Source organism: Dokdonia genika (assembly GCF_042652845.1).
GTDB classification, from domain to species: domain Bacteria; phylum Bacteroidota; class Bacteroidia; order Flavobacteriales; family Flavobacteriaceae; genus Dokdonia; species Dokdonia donghaensis.
In genome coordinates this window covers 208,640-232,618 of record NZ_JBHSHB010000014.1, presented here as the reverse complement: position 1 = coordinate 232,618, position 23,979 = coordinate 208,640, and the positions used below count along the sequence as shown (strand labels likewise).

The following is a 23,979-nucleotide window of genomic DNA, read 5'->3' as shown; positions in this document are numbered from 1 at the left end:
AATTAGTACCTTGCTACTAGAATGGTAGTGTGTAACAAATACTACTATAAGACAACTAACAATCAAAACCAATTTATATTATGAATAAAACTAAAATCGCAGGTCTAGGGTGTCTTGGAATTATACTAATAGGTGCTGTTATTGCAGTAGTTATTGCATTTGCAGTAGGACCTAAATTTTACAATACAGCAATAGATCTCCAAGAAAATGCTACATCTCAATGGGCTAATGTTCAAAGCTCTTATCAACGTCGTGCAGACCTTATACCTAACATAGTAAACACAGCAAAAGGGTACGCAGAATTTGAGCAAAGCACACTTATAGGTGTTATCGAAGCACGCTCTAAAGCAACTTCTATTACAATAGATCCATCTAATATTACTCCAGCACAATTAAAGCAATTCCAACAAGCTCAAGAAGGTCTTACCTCTGCGCTATCTCGACTTTTAGCTGTTTTTGAACGTTACCCGGATCTTAAGGCAAATGAAAATTTTAAGGAACTTATCAATGAGTTAGAACGCACAGAGAACCGCATCAATGTAGAACGAAATCGTTTTAATGAATCAGTGAAACCTTTCAATGTACACATCAAAAAATTCCCGAATAACTTTATAAACAATTTCATTGGTAAATTCTCTGAGATGGAATACTTTGAGGCAGATGCAGGATCAGAAAATGCTCCAAATGTAGAATTTGATTTTGGAAGCTAGATGGCATCTACGGTAGAAGACTTTTTAAGCAAAGAAGATGAGCAGGCTATCATTACAGCCATACGCGAGTCTGAGCAACAGACCTCTGGAGAAATAAGAGTGCACCTAGAGCATCATTCTAAAAAGGATGCTCTAGTGCGTGCTCAAGAGTTATTTCACCTACTTAAAATGGACAATACTAAAGATGAAAACGGCGTGCTCATTTATGTAGCTGTAGATGATCATAAACTTGCCATTTGTGGCGACAGGGGGATTAACAACAAGGTTCCTGCAGACTTCTGGGAGTCTACAAAAGACAAAATAATTGCTCAGTTTAAGCAAGACAACTTCCGTGATGGACTTATAGATGGGGTGCGCTGTGCTGGTGAGAAGCTTGCACAATACTTTCCGTGGAAGCACGGAGATGTAAATGAACTTCCAGACGAAATAACGACTTCTTAATGCTAGAAAAAGAATTTTTTATGGGATTCCGCTTTCGCGAAAGCGTACTCACACTTCTTCTCTGTATTGTGAGTATAACGGCAGTTGCACAATACACAATACCAGATAAACCCACCAAGGCAAATCCAGATGCTGTTTATGACTATATAGGTTTACTCTCTGAAGGTCAAAAAAACGCTTTAGAACGTAAACTTATTAAGTATAGTGATACCACCTCAACACAAATTGTAGTTGCTGTAATCTCATCATCAAACGGTGAAGGTCTCGATATGCTAGGTGCAAAATGGGGACAAAAATGGGGAATAGGTCAGGCAGATGAAGACAATGGGATTCTTATACTCCTAGCAAAAGACGACCGAAAGATTGATATCAATACTGGCTATGGTATTGAGAGTATTATCTCAGATCGTGACGCAGAGCAAATCATAAATCGCATAATGATTCCGCAATTTAAACAGGGGAATTTTTATGCAGGCCTTGACCAAGGTACAGATGCTATCTTTCAAGGGTTGCAGGGTAATTTTACAGGCTCTCGACCAGAGGATAGTGGTTTCCCCATACAACCTATCTTAATGTTTATCTTCTTTGTCATCATATTGATTATCATAAGTCGTAACAATCACCGTGGTGGTGGTCGTGACGGTGGTAACGGTACTAGAAGAACTGGCTCACTACTAGACGTTATTATACTCAGTAATATGGGGCGCGGCGGTTTTGGTGGCGGTGGCGGTTCCTTTGGAGGTGGCGGCAGCTTTGGAGGCGGCGGTGGCTTTGGGGGAGGTTTTGGCGGTGGCGGCTTTGGCGGCGGTGGTGCTTCTGGAGGTTGGTAAGTTCTTATTTTATCTACAAAGGCCTATTGCATCTTTTATTTAGAAAATGAACTGAGTATCGATAAGCTGCATAAACTCACGATGTAATTCACAACTAGACTAATCTTAATATTCTAAACACCTCGCACTCTTATTACTAACATATTGCTTAACTTTAAGGAAAACAACAATTTATTAATTCTTAAAACCAATAAAATGGCAGTATTAAAAGTAATAGAAGTATTAGCAAGTTCAGAAAAAAGCTGGGAAAACGCAGCAGAAAATGCGCTCGAGCACGCAAGCAAGTCTCTTAAAAACATACGCTCTTTATATGTAAATGAGCAAAACTGTGTAGTAGGTGAAGACGGAAAAATTAAAGAATACCGTATGAACTGTAAGATTACTTTTGAAGTAAAATAATAAGAGGCTTTTTAAAGAGCTATATAAGGTCCCGCTCTAAAGTGGGACTTTTTTTGTTTGTATTTTTACCTTATGAAATTACATATCCCTGTACTTGCCTTTATTACTGCGATTCTCATTACAAGCTGTGAGGGGAAAACCGACACTACTATGCAACACGATTATACAAACGACCTTATAAAAGAAACAAGTCCTTACCTTTTACAACACGCCCACAACCCTGTAGACTGGAAAGCCTGGAACGACGAAACGCTCGCTCAAGCAAAAAAAGAAAATAAGCTCATACTGGTAAGTATAGGATACTCATCGTGTCACTGGTGTCACGTGATGGAGCACGAGAGTTTTGAAGATACTCTGGTCGCTCAATTTATGAATGAAAATTTTATAAATATAAAAGTAGACCGCGAGGAGAGACCAGATGTAGATAATGTATATATGAATGCTGTACAGCTTATGACAGGTCGCGGTGGCTGGCCTCTTAATGCTGTAGCATTGCCAGATGGAAGACCAGTATGGGGTGGCACTTATTTTCCAAAAGAAGACTGGCTCAACGCGCTAGGTCAAGTTGCAGACATCTACACATCAGACCCTAACAAGCTGGTGGAGTATGCAGATAAGCTAGGTACGGGGCTTGCTCAAATGGACCTTGTAACACCTAACCCTAATAAACCCAGCTTTGTTATAGATACACTCCAAACATCTATTGAGAAGTGGTCACGACAATGGGACACTCGTCAAGGTGGTCTCAACAGAGCGCCAAAGTTTATGATGCCTAATAATTATGAATTCTTACTGCGCTACGCACATCAAAATAATGATGACGAGATACTGGAATATGTAAATACCACATTAGAGCAAATCGCCTTTGGCGGGGTAAATGACCAAGTAGGCGGTGGCTTTGCGAGGTATAGTGTTGATACAAAATGGCATATCCCCCATTTTGAAAAAATGCTATATGATAACGCTCAGCTCGTGAGCCTTTATTCAAACGCTTACTTAAAGACTAAAAATCCGCTCTATAAAGAAACTGTATATGAGACACTCGAGTTTATAAAACGAGAAATGACCACTGCTCAGGGAGGTTTTTACAGCGCGCTAGATGCAGATAGCCTTACCCCAGACGGTGAACTAGAAGAAGGTGCTTATTATGTATGGACAGAAGAGGAGCTTAAGAACCTTGTAGGAGATGATTTTGAACTCTTTAGCGCTTATTACAACATCAATGATTACGGTAAGTGGGAGAATGATCTCTATGTGCTTATAAGACAAGATCTAGATACAAATTTTATAAAGGAGCACGAGATTTCGCTAGAAGAGCTTACCACTAAAAAGAGTAAGTGGCGTGAGGATTTATTACGCTTTCGCGAAAGCAAAAAAGAAAAACCGCGGCTAGATGACAAAATTCTCACCTCTTGGAATGGCTTAATGACCAAAGGATATGTAGACGCCTACCGCGTATTTGACGAAAAGGAATTTCTCGACGCAGCTCTCAAGAATGCAAATTTTGTGGTAGGCAATCTGCTTCGTAAAGATGGAGGTCTTAATAGAACCTATAAAGATGGCAAGAGCACTATAAATGCATACCTTGAAGATTATGCTGCAACTATAGATGCTTTTATTGCCCTTTTTGAGGTCACTATGGATGAGCAATGGCTAGAGAAGGCAAAAAGTCTAACAGACTATACGTTTACTCACTTTCAAAACGCAGAAAATAAACTCTTCTTTTTCACCTCAAACGAAGACCCTACGCTGTCTTCTAGAAACACTGAGTTTTATGATAACGTGATCCCGTCATCAAACTCGATAATGGCAAAAAACATTTTTACCCTATCGCACTATTATCTAGATAAAACATATACAGATACCGCAGCTGCTATGCTCAATAATATGCAGCCTAACTTCACACAAAGCCCTACTAGTTTTTCTAACTGGATGGACCTTATGCTCAACTACACAAAGCCTTATTATGAGCTTGTAGTGGTAGGGCCAGATGCTCAAAACATTCTCGCAGAATTAGAACAAGAATATTTGCCAAATAAATTAATTGCTGCCACTACTACCGCTAGTAAACAAGAAATTTTTGAAGGCAGATACCTAGAAGGTGAAACATTAATTTATGTATGCGTTAACAATGCGTGTAAACTACCAGTAAAAACAGTTAAGGAAGCCTTAAAACTCATAGAACTTTAACAGAAGTTTATCCCGACATTTTATAGAACCTTAGGGGTTATTTTCAACTTTGTAAAAAATACATTGTTATGAACGACCCCTTAAGTACACTAAGCCAGTACGAAGAATATATAAAACGCGCTGCAAACTGGATATGGGCTTTTATCCCAGGATTTATAAGTGCACTTATATTGTTATTTGTAGGTCTCTGGATTATACGCCTCATAAAACGTTTTACTCGCAAGTTTTTTGAGCATAGAGACTATGATCCTACTTTAGAAAAATTTGCTCAAGACCTTATAAACTGGACACTTAAAATTATACTTTTTGTTACAGTTATTACCCAACTGGGAGTAAAAACCACATCACTTGTGGCTATAATAGGTGCTGCAGGTCTTGCCATAGGTCTTGCGCTACAAGGGTCACTTGCAAACTTTGCTGGTGGTGTGCTCATACTATTACTTAGACCATTTAAAGTAGGAGATTTTATAAAAGCCCAAGGACAAGAGGGAACCGTAAAGGAAATTTCTATTTTCCAGACCAAGCTCAATACTTTTGGAAACCAACTTGCTATCATCCCTAATGGACAATTATCTAATGAAACCATTGTAAACTTTACAGAAGAGGGAATACGTAGAGAAGCCCTTACTTTTGGAATAGGTTATGACGACGATGTGAAGCTTGCAAAAAACATTCTACTAGATTTAGTAAATGAGCAAGAAACTGTGTTACAAATAGAAGGAAAAGAACCTATGATAGTGCTCGCAGAACTAGGCGATAGCAGCGTTAATCTCTCATTAAGGTATTGGGCACATATAGATGATTTTTGGAACTTACGATGGACCGTGCTTGAAGAAGGAAAAGAAAGACTAGAGGCTCAAGGCATCACAATACCTTACCCGCAGCGTGATGTGCATCTGTACAAACAAGAATAGTTATAGATGAAAGACACATAAGTATAGACCTATGCTTATTATTAAATAATTACAAGAATATAACGCGCTCATAATTTTTATTATGGGCGTTTTTTTTAGTTTTAAAGTATCAAAACAACTTAAACTAAAAACATTGTAATGGAAGACTATCAAAAATGGATTGATCTAGCTATCGAAAAAGGTTCAGAATACGGGCTTAAAATACTTATGGCCGTTGTCATATGGACTGTAGGTAAATGGGTTATTGGAAAACTTATGAAAGTTTTCAAAAAAATGCTCGAGAAGAATAAAAATATGGACAAGACCCTAGAAAAGTTCTTGTCTAACCTAGTAAGAACCATATTGCTAGTACTTCTTATCATTGCTATTTTAGGTCAATTAGGTATAGACACCGCTTCTTTTGCAGCGATACTTGCTGCTGCTGGTCTTGCGGTAGGCCTTGCTCTACAAGGATCATTATCTAACTTTGCTGGAGGTGTACTTTTAATACTTTTCAAACCTTTTAAAGTAGGAGATCTTATAGAAGCTCAAGGCGAAATAGGTGTTGTGACAGAGATTCAAATCTTTACTACAAAAATATCTACACCAGGTAATAAGCTAGTAATCTTACCTAACGGTGCACTATCTAATGGTAATATAAAGAACTATACAGAGCTAGGAGAACTACGTGTAGACCTTACAATAGGTGTATCATACGACGCAGATATTAAAGCTACCAAAGAAGCCCTAATGCGTGCTATGGAGTCTCAAGAAAATGTACTTAAAGTACCTGCTCCATCTGTAAATATGGGTGAACTTGCAGAGAGCTCTGTAAACTATGAGGTACGCCCGTGGGCAACACCAGAAAACTACTGGGATGTGTACTTCCAAACTATTGAAAACTGTAAAATCGAGCTTGACAAAGCTGGAATTGAAATACCTTACCCTCACGCTGTCGAGATACAGAAAGAGGCATAATATCAAGTCCCTCATAATGACAACGCCCTTAATATTTACATTAAGGGCGTTTGTCATTTATAAAGCTGTGCTTATTTTTTCTTAGGCTTGCCAGCAATAAAATCTTTGAGATAATAAGGTTCAAAATAAGCTACATCTTCAAACAATCCTTCTGTAAACTTTTGGTCTGAAATAGCTGCCATTTGCGCAGCGCTAGGCAATTCATTAGTTACAAATCTAGCATTAGGGTGTGTACACACTTCTTTAAATTTTTCAACTCCATTACCTATAAAGTGCACAATGTTCTTATCTAAATATTTGGTAAAAGAGGTTTCATCTAGTATTTGTGCTTCTGTACCTCTTATAACATTCCCCTCACTATCATAAATAGCGCTATACACTTCCATACGGCGGGCGTCTAGCATAGGTACTACAAGCTCATTATGAGTTAGGTTTTGCTTTCGCGAAAGCGATCTAAGCGTCTCTACAGCTATTAAAGGTATATCTAGTGCAGCACAGAGACCTTTTGCCGCCGAAACTCCTATACGCAGCCCCGTATAACTCCCTGGGCCTTTACTTACCGCTATGGCATCTAGTTTTTCTTGAGCAACACCTGCTTTATCTAAAACTTCTTTAATAAAAGTGTGCAGCCGCTCTGCGTGAGAATACTTCTTTGCATTATCCTCCTGCATCATCACGACTTCTCCATTAATAGACAAAGCCACCGAACAATTTGTGGTGGCTGTCTCTAGACATAATATGTGTGTCATTCTTTTATTCTTCTGTATTCTTTTCTTCTTGATTTTCTAGCTCTACCTTATCGCCTGTTTTGAGTGATTTTGCTACTAAGCTATAAGGCCCTGTAATGATCTCATCTCCTTCTTCAAGGCCCGAGAGAATTTCAATTTTTGAATCATCTTGTATACCTGTAGTTACAACTTTGAGCTTTGCGGTGTCGCCATCTTTTATAAATACACACTCAAACTTCTCATCTGAGGTAACATCACTTGCTTTTGCACTAGATCTCTTAGTCGCACTAGTATCACTTTTTACAACTATAGCGCTTATAGGAGCAGCTAGAATATCATTACGTTTTTTTGTTATAATATCTACCGTTGCCGTCATCCCTGGTCTAAACGGTGAGTAAGTATCTTTTTTACCCTCTAGAAGATCTTTATACGACTCCTCAAGGATACGTACTTTTACTTTAAAATTTGTAACCTGGTCTGCTGTGAGGGTTGCTTGAGCAGAGTTTGCAATCTCTGTAACTACTCCTGCAAATTTCTTTTTAAGATATGCATCTACCTCTACAATGGTAGAGTCACCTACTTGTATTTTTACGATATCATTTTCGTTTACATCTACCTCTACCTCCATATTTTGAAGGTTTGCAACGCGCACAATTTCTGTACCTGCCATTTGTGCTGTACCCACTACTCGCTCACCTAGCTCAACATTAAGCATTGAGATGGTACCATCACGTGGTGCAAAGATAGAGGTACGTCCTAAGTTATCTGTAGCTTGCTTTACTTGTGCAGCTACACTCTGTACATTATAAAAGGCACTCTGGCGATTAGCCTGTGCTATCTGGTAGTCAGACTCTGCACGCTCAAAATCTGCCTTTGAAATAACCCCTTTATCAAAAAGTGGTTTGTTACGTTCAAAAGTAAGTTTTGCCTGGTTGAGCGTGGCCTCTGCTTGTGATAAACCAGCACGACTATTTTGTAAAGCTGCTTGAGACTGGCTCACTTGTGCTTGTACTAAGTCTGGGTTGATTTTAACCAGCAGGTCACCCTTCTTAACATCTTGCCCCTCTTTAATAGGTAAATCTATTATCTCTCCAGATACTTCAGAAGAGAGCTTTACTTCTATTTCTGGTTGTATTTTACCTGTGGCTGCAACTGTTTCAATAATCGTTGCTCTCTCAATTTTTTGAGTCTCGACAGCCTTAAAGTTTCCGGTTTTACCGAACGCCCCAGATTTCTTGCCGGCTATTAATGCTACAATTACAATGGCAACAATACCTAGTAAGATGAAAAGTGTTTTTTTACTCATTTTGGTTAGAATTTTAGTTCGGTAACTGGCACTCCAAAATAGAGCTCCAATACCTTTATGCGGAAAATATAATCATATTTAGAACGTGCAAGTTCTATCTGTGCGTTATCATAACGTAATTTACTCTGGCTAAAATCAAAAGCGTTAGTAAGCCCTACATCATACCTGTCTTTTGCATATTGATAAGCTAGCTCTTGTGACTCTACAGCAAGTTTTGCTGCTTCATAACTTTCTTTTGCAGCTTTTGCATCTGTATACGCTTGGTAAACTGCTGTTCTTAAGTTTTGCTCGGCAAGCTCTTTCTGATACTCTGCACGCATCACATTTACCTTGCTACGCTTTATTTGATTTTTTGTACTCCATCCATTAAAAACAGGCACTCGCAAAGATAAACCATAAGAAATACCATCATTAAGATATAACTGCTCTATAAATGGTAGAGGACCTATCTCATTGCCTCCTATAATATTAGGCGTTAAGCTGGTTACCACATCTCCTGTAGCACCTACTACTCCTATAGGGTTACCAGAATCTATAACTGGATTATCTGGATCAAGAATCGTATTAAAACCACTTGCTCTGTTAGACTCTCTAGTATTATAATTAAAAAATGCATCTAGTGTGGGGTATAGCCCAGTCTTGCTTATCTCAAGATCTTTTTGTGCAATCGCCTCATTTTGTTCGGCGATTTTTACGTCGTATCTATTGTCTTTTGCAGAACTTATAAGTACTTCTGGTTGTGTCTCAAGTATACTCTCGCCTTGAACAGTATAATTACCATCTGCGATATCAAAATTTTCAAAATCTGAAATATTAAGTAGCTGTGCAAGATTTACAAGTCCTATCGCTATTGAATTTTCGGCAGCAACGATACGTTGTCTTTCGCTTGCATTTGTAGCTCTTATCTCAAGTAAGTCTCCTCTAGGTAATACACCTCCGTCTACCAGCTCTTGAGTGCGATCTATTTGCTCTTGTGTAACCGCGTTTTGTGTAATTATCACCTTTGCACTTTCCTTTGCAAGTAATACTTGTAGGTAAGCTACGGCAACATTAAGTGCTACATCATCTTTGAGCTTTGCAACATTATAGTCTGCCGCTATTTTACTAAGCTCTGCTCTATCTAGTACTTTATGGTTTCTAAAACCATTAATTAATCGTACTCCTGAGCTTACTCCAAAAGACGAGTTACGTGTTTGTTGTGATTCTAGTACCCCGGTAAGAACGTTTTGCGTTAGACCTGTCTGCCAGCTGTTACTAGCAGTACCATTAAGTGTAGGTAAAAATGCTCCTACGGCATCAGATTTATCTATAGCTGCTGATTCAAGGTCTAGCGTAGTTTGCTGTATGTTGATATTATTCTCTATCGCATACTGTACACATTCTTGAAGAGTCCACTTTCTCTCCTGCCCGAAGGTGGTAAGAGCTAGTAAGGCTGTGATACAAAATAAAATGGCTTTTTTCATAATCTAGATTGATGTCCAATATGACTATTGAAACGGTTATATGTTACAAAAACTGTTAATTATTTTTTTTCGGTATAGGTGTACGCTTTCGCGAAAGCGTAAAAAAGAAACTCCTACCCGCTCTTAATCAAGGGGTTTATCCCCTTCCACCAAATCCTGCTGGTGCTTTAAGTTGATTCCAAACTTTGATATTATCATCTGCTGTGATACCGCTCTTTACCTCTACAAAGATGCCATCGCTTACTCCTACTTCTATATCACGTCTCTCAAACTCTTGATCTCCCGTAGCCACCTCAACATAAGGTGTTTTTGTTTTTGGGTCGTATTGTACAAGCGCTTCTTTTATAGAGAGTACATCTTCTGCCTTTTCTAAAATAATACTTGCATTTGCACTAAGGCCTGCACGTATGAAGGTATCGTCATCCTTCTTTGCTAGGGTTCCTTTTATTTCAAATTGTATGGCGCCATTTTCGGCAACGCCCTTTGGAGCGATGTAATCTAGGGTAGCATCAAAAACTTTATTTTCTATAGCTCCTACCGTAATCTCAAGTGGTAAATCTTCTTTTATTTTACCCACTTCGCTCTCGTCTACCTTACCTTCAAAGATCATCTTTTCAACATCTGCTAGCGTAGCAACGGTGGTACCATCATTAAAGTTATTTGCCTCTATTACCTGGTTACCGGCTTTTACTGGCACGTCCAGAATCATACCTGTAATAGTAGATCGTATTTGAGTAGTTGCTGCGTTACCTAAGCCACTGGTGGTTCCCGTTTTTATAATGTCATAATTTTGAGAAGCGCTACGCAGGTTTACCTGCTCTTGCTTGAGTCTTTGCTCTGCAGCGTTATAGGTATTTCTAATATTATCAAAATCATTTGCAGAGATTACACCTTTATCAAAAAGCGCTTTCTGCCTATCATAAATGCTCTTTTGGTTTGCAAGTGCTAGTCTCGCTGTCTCTACAGTAGTTTTTGCTCCTGCAATATTATTTTTTGCATTAGTAAGTGATGATACATTAGGCACTACATCTATCTGGGCAATAAGGTCACCAGCTTTAATATTATCACCCGCTTCTACATACACCTCTTTGATAATACCAGAAATGTTAGGTTTTATGAGCACTTCTTCTTTTGGGACAATACTTCCCGTCGCAACTGTTTTCTTTACAATTGTACGATTAGTCGCTTGCTCTGTGGTGTATACCACTGGGTCTTGCTTATCTTTTGTATAGATATACCAGATACCTATGGTGAAAAATACAGCGATTAGTACGAGCGTGATTATGGTTCCTGTGCGTTTCATTCTATTATATGATTGGATTGTATTATTCTATTCTTAATGCGTCTATTGGTTTCATTTGTATAGCTCTTGTCGCAGGTATAAAACCAGCGAGCAAACCAGAGATAATGAGTATAGCTAGGGCGATAAAAATTACTGTAATATTTACAGAAGGATTTGCAAAGTTATCTACCTTACCTACTTGATCTAGTATACTATTCATTACCCATATAAATCCAGCAGCAACTGCAATACCAGCCATACCAGAAATTATAGTGAGTACTAGTGATTCTTGTAATATTTGAGATTTAATCTCCCAAGGTGTTGCACCTAGAGCGCGACGTACTCCTATCTCTTTGGTACGTTCTTTTACTACTATGAGCATAATGTTACTTATCCCGATCACTCCAGAAAGTAGTACAAGAGACCCCACGAAGTATCCTACAAAAGTGAGTATTGAGAATAGCCCCATCACTCTCCCAAACTCTTCGGCAAGGTCAAAATGTCCTATGGCTCTTTTATCATCTGGATGAATAGAGCGCTGCTCTCTCATTGTCGTAAAAACTTGTTCTTTTATACTGGTGATACTTGTACCATCGTGAGCCGTTATAGCCATCCACCCTACATTATCTGCACGATTAAAAGCCTGCGAAAATGTAGTAAAAGGAACAAAAATTGTATTTGCAGACTCCTCTGCATCTCCACTACTCTTAGGGTCTCTAAAAGTTCCAACCACCAGAAAGTTGACGCCGTTTATTTTAATATAGGTGTTAAGCGGTTCTTCACCTTTGTCATACAGCCCCTTAACCACATCTTCACCTATGACGCATATTTTTCTTTTCTCTTCTATATCAGAATAAGAGATGTAGCGACCAGAAGTAATATCTTGTGGTTGCTGTTTTATAAATTCTGGGTAATCACCATACACACTAAAAGCGCCTGTCTTCTCTTTATAGGTGACATTATTTGCTCCATTATAACCTCCTAACTGATTTCTAGGTGATATATATTTTAACTGTGGGTACTTCTCCCGTAAAACCTCTACATCTTCTAATTTGAAATTGAAATAACGTCCCTTAGGCAAACCCTTATATGACATCGAGGTTCCTTGTGACCACATAAACATCGAGTTTGTGGCAAAGTCACCAAAATCTGCCGAAACGCCATTCTTCAACCCGTTAGTAAGTGCAAGTAGTAAAACCAAAATGAGTATTCCCCAAAACACACCAAATGCCGTAAGCAGGGTTCTAAACCTGTTTGCGTTAAGTGCTTCTAGTATTTCGTTCCAACGATCTTTACTAAACATTATATTCTTTTTTTGCTTTCGCGAAAGCGGTATAGCTCTCCATACTACTCATCTCTTAATGCTTCTATAGGTCTAATATTTGCCGCTCTTCTTGCTGGTATGTAACCTGCAAGGGCCCCCGCTACAATAAGAATAATTACTGTTGACATCGCAGTCACAAAATCTACCTGAGGAAACTTGATGAAATCACTATCAATCTGTGGGCCTATTAACTCTAATAACCCAACACCTAAAAACAGCCCTAAAAAGCCAGCTATTGCAGTTATAAAAATAGACTCTTGCAATATCATCCCGATTATAGAGCTTGGTAATGCTCCTAGTGCTTTGCGCACACCTATCTCCTTAGTACGTTCTTTTACAATGATGAGCATTATGTTACTTACACCTACCACGCCTGCTATAATTGTACCTATGCCTACAAACCAGAACACCATACGTATGGTATCTATGAGGCTATAAATTTTTTGTGCTTCTTCCAGATTATAACGCACGCGTACGGCGCTACGATCATCTGGTGAGATTTGATATCTAGACTTAATCTCATCTTCTATACCTTGACTCACTGCTGCCGAAAGTGCTACGGCTTCGTCAAAATTATCAGACATTTTTACTGTAAATGCCATAGACCTTAACTTGTCTCCTGCATTAAAAACGCGTTGTGCCGTGCTGAGTGGTATAAAAATACGAGACTCCTCACGCTCTCCTCCAGGGTCTGTAAATACTCCCGCTACTAGAAAGTTTATACCCATAATTTTAATAGTTGCTCCTACTGCTTGCTCTGTTTTAAAAAGGTCGTTTTTTACCTTCTGGCCTATGATGGCAACTTTAACACCTTCTTCTTCATCCTTCTGAGTCAAGAATCTACCTGCAGATAGCCCAGCATTCTCAATAAACTGCTGTCCGTAGTTTGCGCCTTCTATTCTATAATTACCTGTTTCGTTGCCGTAGTTAACAAGTCCTCCCCAGATATTGTATAAACCAGTTTGATGTTCTATTGCTTCACCAAATTTTTGATCTACATTTTCTAAATCACTATTGTGCATCTGGATACGACGTCCAGGATTGAGACCTGCGTACTCTTTTGTAGTAACACCTGTCCATACATTTACTCGGCTCTCTGCATCTTGAGCAAATTGTGTTTTTACCCCTTTCTGAATACCCGTACTAAAACCTAGAAGAATGACTAATATGAAAATACCCGAAGCTACAGATAGCCCAGTGAGAAAGGTGCGAAGCTTGTTCTTACCTATAGTTTCAAATATTTCTTGCCAGCGCTCTACATCAAACATGTAAACTTGCTTTTACTTGATTTACAACAGAGTCATCTATGATGCGACCGTCCTTTAGATTTACAATGCGCTTAGTCATCTCTGCAATATCTGGTTCGTGTGTTACCACAAGTATGGTCTTACCCTCATCATTTATACCTTGTATGAGATCCATTACTTCGTAAGAAGTTTTTGTATCGAGTGCTCCTGTAGGCTCATCTGCCAGTAGTACTTTTGGGTCACTTGCTAGTGCTCTCGCGATGGCAACTCTTTGTTTTTGACCTCCAGACATTTCACTAGGCAGGTGTGTTGCCCATTGTGCAAGGCCTACCTTTTCTAAGTAATGCATAGCTCTATCTGTTCGCTCTGCGCGCTTCATACCTTGGTAATAAAGCGGCATAGAGACATTATCTAACGCATTTTTATAATTGATAAGATTAAATGACTGAAAAATGAAACCTAGAAATTTGTTTCTATACTGTGCGGCAACCTTTTCATTAAGATTTTTTATAGGAACATTATCTAGATTATACGTTCCCTTATCTGCCTCATCTAGCATACCTAGAATATTAAGCAAAGTTGATTTACCAGATCCTGAAGACCCCATTATAGAAACCAGCTCTCCCTCTTTTACAGAAAAATTTATTCCCTTTAGAACGTGAAGCGAGTTGCTCCCCATTTGATATGATTTATGTAAATCTTTTATTTCAATCATAGTCAGCACTTTATAACAATATAGACAGATAATCTGTTACATATTGCAAAATTCTTGTTAAGACTACTTCGGGTTGTTTTTGGTTAGTCGTCGGTAGTGTATAGTATTATAGACTATTAAGGTGATTATGTGTTACAGTTGAAATTGTTAGGGTTTTGTTAAAATGAAACCCTACCTAAGAAATAAACGTAGATTCTATAATTAACAACCAAACATTCTGAAACAAAAGCAACACATATCAAATTCATTAAGCTCAATAACCTTGTGCATTGCAGTGATATGTTTTGTCTCTTCAACAAAGGAGGCTATTATAGAACTGGCCCACACTATTGAGCACGCTATAGCACAAAGCGCACATCACGGTGCTCACCATCATAACGAGCACTCTAATCTGACAGTAAATAATCCTCAACACAGCCACCAAAGCATAGACTTACTCGTCAAGCTATTTAACACAGATTTAGATAAGGAAGTTCCTCAAAAAAAAGAAAATTATAATACAGATAAGAGATTATCTATCTCTAGATACACAACGCCTTCAAATCTACAAGCTCATACCAAAAAGGACAATTACTACTATCTTTTAAAACTATATACCTCTATAAGATGGTTGCCTTTTGAGCCCCCACAAGCATAAATTACCTTTTATCAAGCTTATCTCTAAACCCACTCGGGACTAGGGAAGCTATATGCCATTCTCAAAATTCAATTATCAAATTATATTATATGAAATTCCTTATTGGAGTATTTGCTATGCTCTTTATTATCCCGTTATATGGGCAATCTATAACAGGTGTCGTATTAGACACTAACTCGTCTCCACTAGAAGACGTAAACATTTTTAATAAAACCTCTGGACAACATAGTCATACTAACACTACAGGTTATTTTGCCATACCTAATACAAAAAAAGGCGACTCGTTATACTTCTCACGCATAGGTCACGAGACCCTGCTTGAAGTAATTACAGATCAACAAACGTCGTTGCAAGTAATACTAACACCATCATCAGTCTCTCTAGATCAAATTGTGATAGTTTCTGAAGTAGATCAACTAAGTCGCATTGTTGATATAGATGTAAAAAACAACCCTGTTAAGTCCTCACAAGAGATTTTAAGGAAAGTGCCTGGCCTCATTATAGGTCAACACGCCGGTGGTGGTAAGGCAGAACAGATATTTTTACGAGGTTTTGATATAGATCACGGTACAGATCTCGCGCTTAGCGTAGATGGACTGCCCGTAAATATGGTATCTCACGCTCACGGCCAAGGGTACTCAGATCTACACTTTGTCATACCAGAAACTATAAATAATATAGAATTTGGCAAAGGACCTTTTACTGCAAGTCAAGGTAATTTTGCAACAGCTGGATATATTGATTTAAAGCTAAAAGATGTTTTAGAAAAAAACCAAGTCACGCTAGAAGTTGGCCAGTTTAACACGCAACGCTTTACAGGCTTATTTCCTGTTATCAATAGTGATTATAATTCGCTATACCTAGCTTCTGAAGTTTATCTTACAGATGGACCTGTAAACTCACCTCAAAATTTCAACCGTATTAACCTTATGAGTAAGTACGTTTATGACCGCCCTGGTGAAGAAAAGCTTGACCTCACTGTATCGCACTTCCAAAGTAAATGGGACGCTTCTGGACAAATACCACAGCGCGCTGTAGACGCAGGGTTAATAGATCGTTTTGGGGCTATAGATGACACAGAGGGCGGCAACACAAGCCGTAGTAATGTGTCTCTAAGCTACACCAAGAACTTAAATGAAAACGACTCGTTTACCACAAATGCTTTTCTATCTAAATACAACTTTGAGTTGTTCTCAAATTTCACCTTCTTTTTAGAAGATCCTATAAACGGAGATCAGATAAAGCAATATGAAGATCGTTTACTAATGGGAGTGAATAGCACCTTTGAGAGAAAAGGGAAAGAACTTGCTAGCTTTGATCTAGATTATCAAGCTGGTGCTGGCTTTAGATATAATGACGTAAATGACGTTGAATTGTCGCGCACAAAAAATCGTCGTGAGACGCTTGAAAGACTTTCTTATGGTGATGTAGATGAGCTTAATGCGTTTGCATTTTTTAATGCCGAGTTTAAAAAAGGTAACTGGAATATTAATCCTTCGCTACGTCTTGATTATTTTAAATTTGATTACAACAACAAGCTTAGCGCGGTTTATGACAACCCTAGCGAGAACAAAGTTGCTGTAAGTCCTAAGCTTAATGTAATTTATACACCCTCTACTACCTTTCAATATTTCTTAAAAACAGGTGTAGGTTTCCACTCTAATGACACGCGTGTCGTTGTGGCAAATGAAGGGGAAGATATTTTACCCGCTGCCTATGGTATTGACATAGGTACAATTATAAAACCTGCAAGCAGGCTAGTGGTAAATGCAGCGCTATGGAGTCTTTTTCTAGATCAAGAATTTGTGTATGTAGGTGATGCAGGTATTGTAGAACCTAGCGGTCGCTCCCGTAGAGTGGGTGTTGAGCTTGGGGCTCGCTACCAGTTTAACGACTGGCTATATGCTTACTCAGATGTAAATTACACCTATGCTAGGAGTACAGATGAGCCAGACGGAGCAGATTTAATTCCTCTCGCACCAGATTTTACAGCTGTAGGGGGTATTAATGTAGATAACCTAGGAGCCTTTTCGGGTTCTCTTGCGTATAGATATATAGATGACAGAGCTGCAAATGAAGACAATTCTATTATTGCAGAGGGTTACTTTATTACAGATATGAACCTTAATTATAAAGTAAACAACTGGACTTATGGAATCATTATAGAAAACCTATTTGACACGGAGTGGAATGAAACACAATTTGCAACAGAAAGCAGACTTTTTAACGAGCCGGCTCCTGTAGAAGAGATTCATTTTACACCGGGTACTCCTTTCTTTATAAGAGGAAAAATAGCTGTGACTTTTTAGAATCACTAACTCACATTTTTTAAGGGCGATTTATATAATCGCCCTTTTTTTGTGGGTTTTATATACGCTTTCGCGAAAGCGTAACAAAAAAAATCTCCCGATAAACACGGGAGATTTTTCTAACATCTTAATCTATTAATAACAATTATCCTTCAAAATCACCGTCATCATCACCGCCACCGCGGTTACCTCTTGATCGTTGTTTTTTCTGATTAAAACGGTATGTAAATGCTAGGTTAAACGAACGCACTCGAAACTGAAACTCACTATCACTCACAAAAGAGTCTGTTTGAGTAAGTGACTGCCTTTTACTTGAGTTAAAGACGTCACTTACGTTAAAAGCTATCGTAGCATTATCATTAAGAATGTCTTTACTAAAAGCGAGGTTGGTAAACAAGAATCCTTTTGTTTCCGTTTGAGCATTGTTACGTGGCCCTCTATAAAACACATTAGTTTGCCAGTCTATTTTGTACGGCAATGTCACTTTTGCACTACCCCTTGTAAAGAAACTAAAGTTACTTGCCCCATAATCTACACCATTAAACTCACCCTCCGTTTCAAATAAAAATGCATTTGCACTAAAGTTAAGACGTAACCATTTTTTTGGGTTATAAAGAACGCCCATCTCTGCTCCATATCGCTGGTTTGTGCTCAAGTTAATAGGCAGGGTTCTAATAATAGGAATTCCGTTTGCCGTGGCTAGTCCTGTATCTTCTTGTATACGCTCAAAAGAGTCTGTCTCATACTGATAATAGATAGATGAAGTAAGTGTCACTTTATCCCATCTTTTTAAATACCCTATGTCATATGCACTTGCAAATGATGGTACGAGATCTGGATTACCTTGAAAAATGTTTGCCTCACTAGAACGTGACGGGAAAGGGTTTATAAAACGCCCTCTAGGTCTGTTTATCCTTCTATTATAACCTAGTGTAAGGTTCTCACGATCGTTAAACTCATAGGTTAAGTTAAGTGTAGGAAATAAACCATCTGTTTTATTATCAAAATCAAGATTAGTACCCAGATCGCTATCTTCTACAACAGCATCTACAGCTCCTTGCTGTCTTGTGTTCTCATAACGCAGACCAGCTAAAAATGAAAAGTCTCCAAATTTATTACCATACTGTGTGTATATAGCGTGTACATCTTCTTTATAGGTAAAGATATTAGAAAGACCATCATCACGTATAAAAGCGCCGCCGGCTTCTTCTTGTTCTAGTAGTGTATAATCTGTAACTGTTTCTTCAAAATTACCTCTGTAACCAAACTCAAACTGAGCATTCTCACCTATAGGTCTTACATAGTCTACTTGTGCAAGGTACTCTGTTTGATCTTCTATTTGAGTAATATCTTCTGCAGGAAGGGTTACATCCATTGGGAAGGTATTAAACTCCGTAATGGTAGAAAGTTCTGTTTCTTCATTTACTGCATATTGAAATGCAGAGGTAAGCTCGTGACCGCTCTCATCAAACTTTGTAATAGAGTTTAAAGATAACTGGTAGGTTTTATCATCTTCTACCTCGCGCTCTAGACGTGTTCTAGAGATAGCAAGGTCACCGTTTGTATCAAACTCATCTGTAAAGTTATCTGTTCCAGAAGAGTTATCGCTTAGTCTTAAAAATCCGCTAGCGGTAACAGAAGTCTTTTCTGTCAAGAAGTATTCTATCCCTAGGTTAGTGTTGAAACCACCACGGTTTCTATCAAATTCTCTTGTTTCTTCTATAAGAGGATTTGTCACATCATCAGAAAGGAATCTGTTTTCAAAAAATGCATTACCCGGCGATGTACGTTTACTATAGCCCGTTGTATTAAAGATATTAAACTTGTCTGTACGTAAGTTTATATTACCCGTGATACCATAACGTTCTGGATCACCCACGTTAGTTTGTATAGATCCATTAAGACCTAGTGTTTTCTCTTTTCTTAGTATAATATTAAGAATACCTGCCGTACCCTCTGCATCATAACGTGCAGATGGTGATGTGATTACTTCTACACGCTCAATAGCATCTGCCGGGAGCTGGCTCAAGGCATCTACAGAGCCAAAACCTGCAATAGCAGATGGGCGACCATTTATAAGGATACGCACGTTTTCATTACCACGTAACGCGATTGCCCCATCTACATCTACCGTCACAGAAGGTACATTACTCAAAGCGTCACTTACCGTGGCACCACTTGTAGTAAGATCCTTACCTATGTTATATATTTTTTTATCTAGTCTTACCTGCACCTCTGTAGTTTCGGCACGTACAATTACTTCATCTAGTGATTGTGAGTCTATTGCCAGTGCTTGTGTAGGTAGCGTTGTGCTTTTAAAGAGCTTTTGACCAGGTAGAACTTTGGTCTCAAAAGAGATAAACTCAAATTTTACATCATATACTCCAGCAGCTACTTCTATACTATAGTTTCCGTTTGGGTCTGTGATTCCTCCAGTAACGACTTTACCTTCACTATTTGTAAATGATACCGTTGCATACTCTAGTGGCACGTTAGTCTCTGCCTCTAGTACTTTACCAGTGATAGTTACATCTGGTCTTCCTCCCTCTGGTCTCTGTGCAAACACTAGCGTAGTAAATGCAAGTAAGGTGAGGGTAAATAAATATTTCATCTCTTTGATAATTTGGTTCTGTTATGAGACACGCAAATTACGGCTGGGTTTAGTCCAGTTATACTAAGGTTTTGTTAAAGAATAAAACCTTATCACAAAAGATGAAAATATAAGGAGAGAACTAGTGATTATTCATCTGCCCCATTCTCGGCAGTGACCTTCTTTTTTGACTTATAAATAAAGTAAAATACGCCTCCTACTAAGATGTATGGTATCACCATTAGATACTTAATACCATTGTTTATACCCTTTGCAGTACTATTATCTTCTTCAGACTCGAGAACGGCGCGACACATTGCACACTGTGTAGTTGCGACAGTGGTGGTTGCTTGTAAGTCCGCTTTCGCGAAAGCGCAACAAAAAACAATTACAATAGTGATGTACTTAATATATTTCATCTAGTGCACGTAGTATGGAGATATCATAAGGTAAACGATCACCCCGGTTATGGCAACATATAACCATATAGGGTATGTGATGCGAGCAAGTTTTTTATGCTTATCAAATCGCTCTGCAAGCGCACGAACATACGTAAATAGCACAAGCGGAATGATAATGATAGATAGTGCGATGTGTGTGATAAGTATAAAGAAATATACATATCGTATAAAACCTTCACCGCCGAATGATGTAGAGTCTGACGTCATATGGTATGCCACATACATTAAAAGAAAAAGTACAGACAGACCTATGGCAGTCTTCATTAATCGCTCGTGTGTTGCTCTATTACCATTTTTTATAGCTCTTACTGCAAGAATAAGTACAAGTGCCGTAAGCCCGTTAATACCAGCGTAGATAGGTGGCAAGAAGGTAAGTGGTTCTACATCTAATCCGAAATCTTTGAGCTTGATGGTAAAAAGCACAGCGACAGCTACGGGTATCACTACAGAGAGTATAATAATCCAGTTTCTGTATTTCTTTTCGGTGGGGTTTTGGGTACTCATACTATTTTAATAATTTATTTATGTCTTCTATTAAGATATCTACTTCTGATGTTTCGCCTCCTTCTGGAACGACTTTATCCATAGGCACAAAACCACGATAATATGGCTTTGGGTTTCCATAAGGGTCAAGTCTAGATCTTATAAAACCGTTTTGATCTACAAGTGCAAAAAGTCCCGAGTGATATAAATCTGTCTCATCTCCTTCTTCATTTGTTGCGAGGTAAAAACCTTCATTAGACAACTTGCGTATCACAGATCTATCACCTGTCATAAAATGCCAGTTAGGGTTAGTTACCCCGTAATCTTGTTGATATTGTTTAAGCACCTCTGGCTGGTCGTGCTCTGGATCTATAGAGAATGAGGCAATACCGAAATCATCACGACCTTCAAACTTCTTTGCTATAGCTTGCAGGTTATGACTCATAGGGATACAGATATCTGTACACCTTGTAAAGAAAAACTCCACTAGATATACCTTACCCTTATAATCTGCATTGCTTATGGTATCGTTATCTTGATTTACAAACTTAAAAGGAGGCACTTTACGATCTACACCATTTTGAGTAATATACACTAGACCATCTGGTGCTTCTTCTATAGGTACACCACCTTCTTGGTGCATTCTTCCGCCGCGAGATACATCATCATTTGCGAGTCGCTTGTATATTTTTGGGATTACAATAATTCCAAAAATTAATACGATGGCCGCGATGCCTATGTAGGTGTTCTTTCTCATTTGTTTAAAAAATCTATAAACGACTGTTAATCTCTGCGTTGTTCTATCTTAGGACTCGCATTGTTATTTTTCTTAAGCGCTAGTCTATACTCGGCTAATAATATTTTAATATCATCCTTAAGGTATCCCATCTCTACAGCTTGCGTAAAATCATAGCCGTAAGCATTTGCTTTTTTGTCTTCGTGACCAGAGCGTAGTGATAATGCTTTATCAATCAAGAACACATTAGGGTGACCTCCATCACTCATCATAGATAAACCTGTGTCAAGTGATTTAAAATGTGCTGCCGTTTGCTCCTTTGTTGCAACTACAAAACGCATTTTTGAGGTGTCAAAAATACGGGCAAGCTCTGTTTTAAGAGCCTCTACCACCTCTTCACTGCCTTTATTTACAAAGAGTACCATTTGAAAATCATCATACCTCTCAAAGTATTTAAAGATCATCAAATTAAGGTTTGCGGTATATCCTTCATTTTGCATTAAACCATCACCTAGGTAACCTACCAGTGTGATATGATTATTTAATGTGAGTGGTACCTCTGCCGTTTGCACAACTTTGTATTCTTGACTTGCATAACGGCTTACATCTTCAACCTTTTCTGTAACAAGTGGCAAGTTTGCAAAATTATACACACCAGATGCAAAGAAGAGGTAAGCAACTATAGGTAAGACAAAAAGCGATACCAGAACGAGTTTCTTTTTCATAATTACAAAGATAAATCCCAGACGGGAATAGAGCGAGGTATTCTTTTCAATTTTTGTGAAATAACGCTTTCGCGAAAGCGGAAATAAAACGCATAAAAAAAGCGACCCGAAAGTCGCTTTATAAATACTGTTTGATTCTTAAAAATCCCAACTCTGGAAACCGTTGTTGTAAACCTCAAAGATGTAATCTCCTTCTGTAAGTAGTATAAATACTAAGTAGCAAATAAGGAATATACCTGTCCAAACTACAGCTCTTCTTAATCCCTTAACCTCATCACGCATATGCATAAAGTCCCAAGTGATATAGTAAGCCTTAACTATAGTAAGTATAATGAAGATCCAGTTAAGAAGCTTCATTCTTATAAATGTAGTTTCTATTAAGAATTCTGGCTTATAGATACCTAGTACAACTTCTACAGCTGTTACTAAGGTTAAAAATATAAGTACACCCCAGATTTTCTGAATGTTATTTTTGAACTTTAAAGTTCCTCTAAATATTGCAAGTTTATGTTCGTGTGCCATAATATATAACTGTCTGCGTGGTAAATTAAACTAGGTAGAAGAATGTAAATACAAATACCCATACAAGGTCTACAAAGTGCCAGTATAACCCAACCTTTTCAACCATCTCATAGTGTCCTCTTCTCTCGTATGTACCTAACACCACATTAAAGAAAATAATGATATTAATTAGTACCCCAGAAAATACGTGGAAACCGTGAAAACCTGTAATAAAGAAAAAGAAATCTGCAAATAGTGGTGCTCCATACTCATTGTGTATAAGGTTTGCTCCTTCTACTACTTGCTTACCATCTTTGTTAAGCTTAGCAAGTGACGCTTCTCTAGAGAGTACCGTTTTCTCACCATCTTCTGTAAGTGTTTGTATACGTATAAGTGCATTAGGCGTAGCAGCAAATCCTGCTTTTACCTCCTCTATAGAGTACGTTGTAGGCGTAGCCTCTTGATCATACCAGATACCGTTTTTACCTAAGTGCTGCTCACGCTCGCTAGCCTGCTCAATAGCAAAGTCTGCAAGGGCAAGACGGTTACCCTCTGTATCTACAAACTGAAGGATTTTACCACCCTTAGTTTCTACTGCTCCAAAGTCTCCCTTGATAAAAGTTGCCCACTCCCATCCTTGTGATCCCACGAAGATAATACCTCCTATAATCGTTAAGAACATATAGAATGCTACACTCTTATGCTTTAAGTGATGACCTGCATCTACGGCAAGCACCATAGTCACAGAAGACATAATTAATACAAATGTCATAAATGCCACATAGATCATAGGGAAGTTACCGTGTACAAAAGGTACGTGGGTAAAAACCTCATCTGCAATAGGCCAGGCATCTATAAATTTAAATCTTGAAAAACCGTAAGCCGCAAGAAACCCAGAAAAGGTTAATGCATCAGATACGATAAAAAACCACATCATTAGTTTTCCGTAGCTTGCTCTTAGTGGTTGATTTCCACCACTCCAAGTTCCTTCCTCAGAGTTATTATGTGTCACAGTCGTGTCCATTCGTAAG

23 protein-coding genes are annotated in these 23,979 nt (G+C 38.4%); 9 read left to right on the top strand and 14 right to left on the bottom strand.

The annotated features are described in order from the left end of the window. The first annotated feature begins 80 nt into the window (after positions 1-80). From ACFO5T_RS09415 to ACFO5T_RS09385, 7 genes are all read left to right on the top strand, one after another. Positions 81-710: a LemA family protein gene (locus tag ACFO5T_RS09415; protein ID WP_380033855.1), complete on the top strand. Its 630-nt coding sequence runs from the start codon at positions 81-83 to the stop codon at positions 708-710. After that, positions 711-1,151, top strand: coding sequence for a TPM domain-containing protein (locus ACFO5T_RS09410; RefSeq protein WP_038599201.1), 441 nt, complete (start codon positions 711-713; stop codon positions 1,149-1,151). It begins immediately after the preceding gene. Continuing rightward, positions 1,151-1,981, top strand: a complete 831-nt coding sequence (locus ACFO5T_RS09405) for a TPM domain-containing protein (protein ID WP_380033853.1) — start codon at positions 1,151-1,153, stop codon at positions 1,979-1,981. Before ACFO5T_RS09410 ends, ACFO5T_RS09405 begins: the two co-directional genes overlap by 1 nt. A gap of 195 nt (positions 1,982-2,176) precedes the next feature. Then, positions 2,177-2,380, top strand: a complete 204-nt coding sequence (locus tag ACFO5T_RS09400; protein ID WP_380033851.1) for a dodecin family protein — start codon at positions 2,177-2,179, stop codon at positions 2,378-2,380. A 150-nt stretch (positions 2,381-2,530) separates the two neighbouring features. Next, positions 2,531-4,570, top strand: coding sequence for a thioredoxin domain-containing protein (locus tag ACFO5T_RS09395; RefSeq protein WP_417323387.1), 2,040 nt, complete (start codon positions 2,531-2,533; stop codon positions 4,568-4,570). Between the two features lie 68 nt (positions 4,571-4,638). Continuing rightward, a complete protein-coding gene (locus ACFO5T_RS09390; RefSeq protein WP_038599180.1) occupies positions 4,639-5,484 on the top strand; it encodes a mechanosensitive ion channel family protein in 846 nt (281 codons plus the stop codon). 138 nt (positions 5,485-5,622) lie between these two features. Next, positions 5,623-6,441, top strand: coding sequence for a mechanosensitive ion channel family protein (locus ACFO5T_RS09385; RefSeq protein ID WP_380033846.1), 819 nt, complete (start codon positions 5,623-5,625; stop codon positions 6,439-6,441). A 71-nt stretch (positions 6,442-6,512) separates the two neighbouring features. Here the strand turns inward: ACFO5T_RS09385 and tsaB are convergent, their stop codons facing one another. The 7 genes from tsaB to ACFO5T_RS09350 all read right to left on the bottom strand — a co-directional run bounded on the left by tsaB (position 6,513) and on the right by ACFO5T_RS09350 (position 14,506). Then, positions 6,513-7,190, bottom strand: coding sequence for a tRNA (adenosine(37)-N6)-threonylcarbamoyltransferase complex dimerization subunit type 1 TsaB (gene tsaB / locus ACFO5T_RS09380; RefSeq protein ID WP_380033844.1), 678 nt, complete (start codon positions 7,188-7,190; stop codon positions 6,513-6,515). A 4-nt stretch (positions 7,191-7,194) separates the two neighbouring features. Beyond that, on the bottom strand, positions 7,195-8,475 hold the full coding sequence (locus tag ACFO5T_RS09375) for an efflux RND transporter periplasmic adaptor subunit (protein ID WP_380033842.1): 1,281 nt from the start codon (positions 8,473-8,475) through the stop codon (positions 7,195-7,197). A gap of 5 nt (positions 8,476-8,480) precedes the next feature. Continuing rightward, positions 8,481-9,938 (bottom strand): TolC family protein, encoded by a 1,458-nt coding sequence (locus tag ACFO5T_RS09370; protein WP_380033840.1) that lies wholly within the window; start codon positions 9,936-9,938, stop codon positions 8,481-8,483. Positions 9,939-10,074: 136 nt separating this feature from the next. Then, positions 10,075-11,241 carry an efflux RND transporter periplasmic adaptor subunit gene (locus ACFO5T_RS09365; protein WP_380033838.1) on the bottom strand — a complete coding sequence of 389 codons (1,167 nt, stop codon included), beginning with the start codon at positions 11,239-11,241 and terminating at the stop codon, positions 10,075-10,077. Positions 11,242-11,263: 22 nt separating this feature from the next. Continuing rightward, positions 11,264-12,523, bottom strand: coding sequence for an ABC transporter permease (locus ACFO5T_RS09360; RefSeq protein ID WP_380033836.1), 1,260 nt, complete (start codon positions 12,521-12,523; stop codon positions 11,264-11,266). 44 nt (positions 12,524-12,567) lie between these two features. Next, entirely contained in the window at positions 12,568-13,812 is a 1,245-nt protein-coding gene (locus ACFO5T_RS09355; RefSeq protein WP_035327234.1) for an ABC transporter permease, read from the bottom strand. Next, positions 13,805-14,506: an ABC transporter ATP-binding protein gene (locus tag ACFO5T_RS09350; RefSeq protein WP_380033834.1), complete on the bottom strand. Its 702-nt coding sequence runs from the start codon at positions 14,504-14,506 to the stop codon at positions 13,805-13,807. Before ACFO5T_RS09350 ends, ACFO5T_RS09355 begins: the two co-directional genes overlap by 8 nt. A 274-nt stretch (positions 14,507-14,780) precedes the next feature. On the opposite strand from ACFO5T_RS09350, the gene ACFO5T_RS09345 reads away from it, so the two are divergent. Then, on the top strand, positions 14,781-15,143 hold the full coding sequence (locus ACFO5T_RS09345; protein WP_380033832.1) for a hypothetical protein: 363 nt from the start codon (positions 14,781-14,783) through the stop codon (positions 15,141-15,143). 89 nt (positions 15,144-15,232) lie between these two features. Then, positions 15,233-17,452 carry a TonB-dependent receptor gene (locus ACFO5T_RS09340; RefSeq protein WP_380033830.1) on the top strand — a complete coding sequence of 740 codons (2,220 nt, stop codon included), beginning with the start codon at positions 15,233-15,235 and terminating at the stop codon, positions 17,450-17,452. Between the two features lie 145 nt (positions 17,453-17,597). On the opposite strand, the gene ACFO5T_RS09335 is transcribed toward ACFO5T_RS09340, so the two are convergent. The 7 genes from ACFO5T_RS09335 to ACFO5T_RS09305 form a co-directional block, all read right to left on the bottom strand. After that, on the bottom strand, positions 17,598-20,063 hold the full coding sequence (locus ACFO5T_RS09335) for a TonB-dependent receptor (protein ID WP_380033828.1): 2,466 nt from the start codon (positions 20,061-20,063) through the stop codon (positions 17,598-17,600). Positions 20,064-20,191: 128 nt separating this feature from the next. Further along, positions 20,192-20,461 (bottom strand): hypothetical protein, encoded by a 270-nt coding sequence (locus ACFO5T_RS09330; protein ID WP_380033826.1) that lies wholly within the window; start codon positions 20,459-20,461, stop codon positions 20,192-20,194. Then, positions 20,462-21,007: a DUF420 domain-containing protein gene (locus ACFO5T_RS09325; protein ID WP_380033824.1), complete on the bottom strand. Its 546-nt coding sequence runs from the start codon at positions 21,005-21,007 to the stop codon at positions 20,462-20,464. 1 nt (position 21,008) lies between these two features. Continuing rightward, positions 21,009-21,743 (bottom strand): SCO family protein, encoded by a 735-nt coding sequence (locus ACFO5T_RS09320; protein WP_299147583.1) that lies wholly within the window; start codon positions 21,741-21,743, stop codon positions 21,009-21,011. 26 nt (positions 21,744-21,769) lie between these two features. Further along, on the bottom strand, positions 21,770-22,447 hold the full coding sequence (locus ACFO5T_RS09315) for a hypothetical protein (protein WP_380033821.1): 678 nt from the start codon (positions 22,445-22,447) through the stop codon (positions 21,770-21,772). A 138-nt stretch (positions 22,448-22,585) separates the two neighbouring features. Continuing rightward, a complete protein-coding gene (locus tag ACFO5T_RS09310; RefSeq protein WP_035327215.1) occupies positions 22,586-22,969 on the bottom strand; it encodes a cytochrome C oxidase subunit IV family protein in 384 nt (127 codons plus the stop codon). Between the two features lie 25 nt (positions 22,970-22,994). Beyond that, positions 22,995-23,972 (bottom strand): cytochrome c oxidase subunit 3, encoded by a 978-nt coding sequence (locus ACFO5T_RS09305; protein ID WP_375253281.1) that lies wholly within the window; start codon positions 23,970-23,972, stop codon positions 22,995-22,997. Positions 23,973-23,979 lie beyond the last annotated feature (7 nt).

Coding starts and splice junctions, on each gene's coding strand:
- ACFO5T_RS09415 (WP_380033855.1), top strand. CDS start 81: ATGAATAAAACTAAAATCGCAGGTCTAGGGTGTCTTGGAATTATACTA.
- ACFO5T_RS09410 (WP_038599201.1), top strand. CDS start 711: ATGGCATCTACGGTAGAAGACTTTTTAAGCAAAGAAGATGAGCAGGCT.
- ACFO5T_RS09405 (WP_380033853.1), top strand. CDS start 1,151: ATGCTAGAAAAAGAATTTTTTATGGGATTCCGCTTTCGCGAAAGCGTA.
- ACFO5T_RS09400 (WP_380033851.1), top strand. CDS start 2,177: ATGGCAGTATTAAAAGTAATAGAAGTATTAGCAAGTTCAGAAAAAAGC.
- ACFO5T_RS09395 (WP_417323387.1), top strand. CDS start 2,531: ATGCAACACGATTATACAAACGACCTTATAAAAGAAACAAGTCCTTAC.
- ACFO5T_RS09390 (WP_038599180.1), top strand. CDS start 4,639: ATGAACGACCCCTTAAGTACACTAAGCCAGTACGAAGAATATATAAAA.
- ACFO5T_RS09385 (WP_380033846.1), top strand. CDS start 5,623: ATGGAAGACTATCAAAAATGGATTGATCTAGCTATCGAAAAAGGTTCA.
- tsaB (WP_380033844.1), bottom strand. CDS start 7,190: ATGACACACATATTATGTCTAGAGACAGCCACCACAAATTGTTCGGTG.
- ACFO5T_RS09375 (WP_380033842.1), bottom strand. CDS start 8,475: ATGAGTAAAAAAACACTTTTCATCTTACTAGGTATTGTTGCCATTGTA.
- ACFO5T_RS09370 (WP_380033840.1), bottom strand. CDS start 9,938: ATGAAAAAAGCCATTTTATTTTGTATCACAGCCTTACTAGCTCTTACC.
- ACFO5T_RS09365 (WP_380033838.1), bottom strand. CDS start 11,241: ATGAAACGCACAGGAACCATAATCACGCTCGTACTAATCGCTGTATTT.
- ACFO5T_RS09360 (WP_380033836.1), bottom strand. CDS start 12,523: ATGTTTAGTAAAGATCGTTGGAACGAAATACTAGAAGCACTTAACGCA.
- ACFO5T_RS09355 (WP_035327234.1), bottom strand. CDS start 13,812: ATGTTTGATGTAGAGCGCTGGCAAGAAATATTTGAAACTATAGGTAAG.
- ACFO5T_RS09350 (WP_380033834.1), bottom strand. CDS start 14,506: ATGATTGAAATAAAAGATTTACATAAATCATATCAAATGGGGAGCAAC.
- ACFO5T_RS09340 (WP_380033830.1), top strand. CDS start 15,233: ATGAAATTCCTTATTGGAGTATTTGCTATGCTCTTTATTATCCCGTTA.
- ACFO5T_RS09335 (WP_380033828.1), bottom strand. CDS start 20,063: ATGAAATATTTATTTACCCTCACCTTACTTGCATTTACTACGCTAGTG.
- ACFO5T_RS09330 (WP_380033826.1), bottom strand. CDS start 20,461: ATGAAATATATTAAGTACATCACTATTGTAATTGTTTTTTGTTGCGCT.
- ACFO5T_RS09325 (WP_380033824.1), bottom strand. CDS start 21,007: ATGAGTACCCAAAACCCCACCGAAAAGAAATACAGAAACTGGATTATT.
- ACFO5T_RS09320 (WP_299147583.1), bottom strand. CDS start 21,743: ATGAGAAAGAACACCTACATAGGCATCGCGGCCATCGTATTAATTTTT.
- ACFO5T_RS09315 (WP_380033821.1), bottom strand. CDS start 22,447: ATGAAAAAGAAACTCGTTCTGGTATCGCTTTTTGTCTTACCTATAGTT.
- ACFO5T_RS09310 (WP_035327215.1), bottom strand. CDS start 22,969: ATGGCACACGAACATAAACTTGCAATATTTAGAGGAACTTTAAAGTTC.
- ACFO5T_RS09305 (WP_375253281.1), bottom strand. CDS start 23,972: ATGGACACGACTGTGACACATAATAACTCTGAGGAAGGAACTTGGAGT.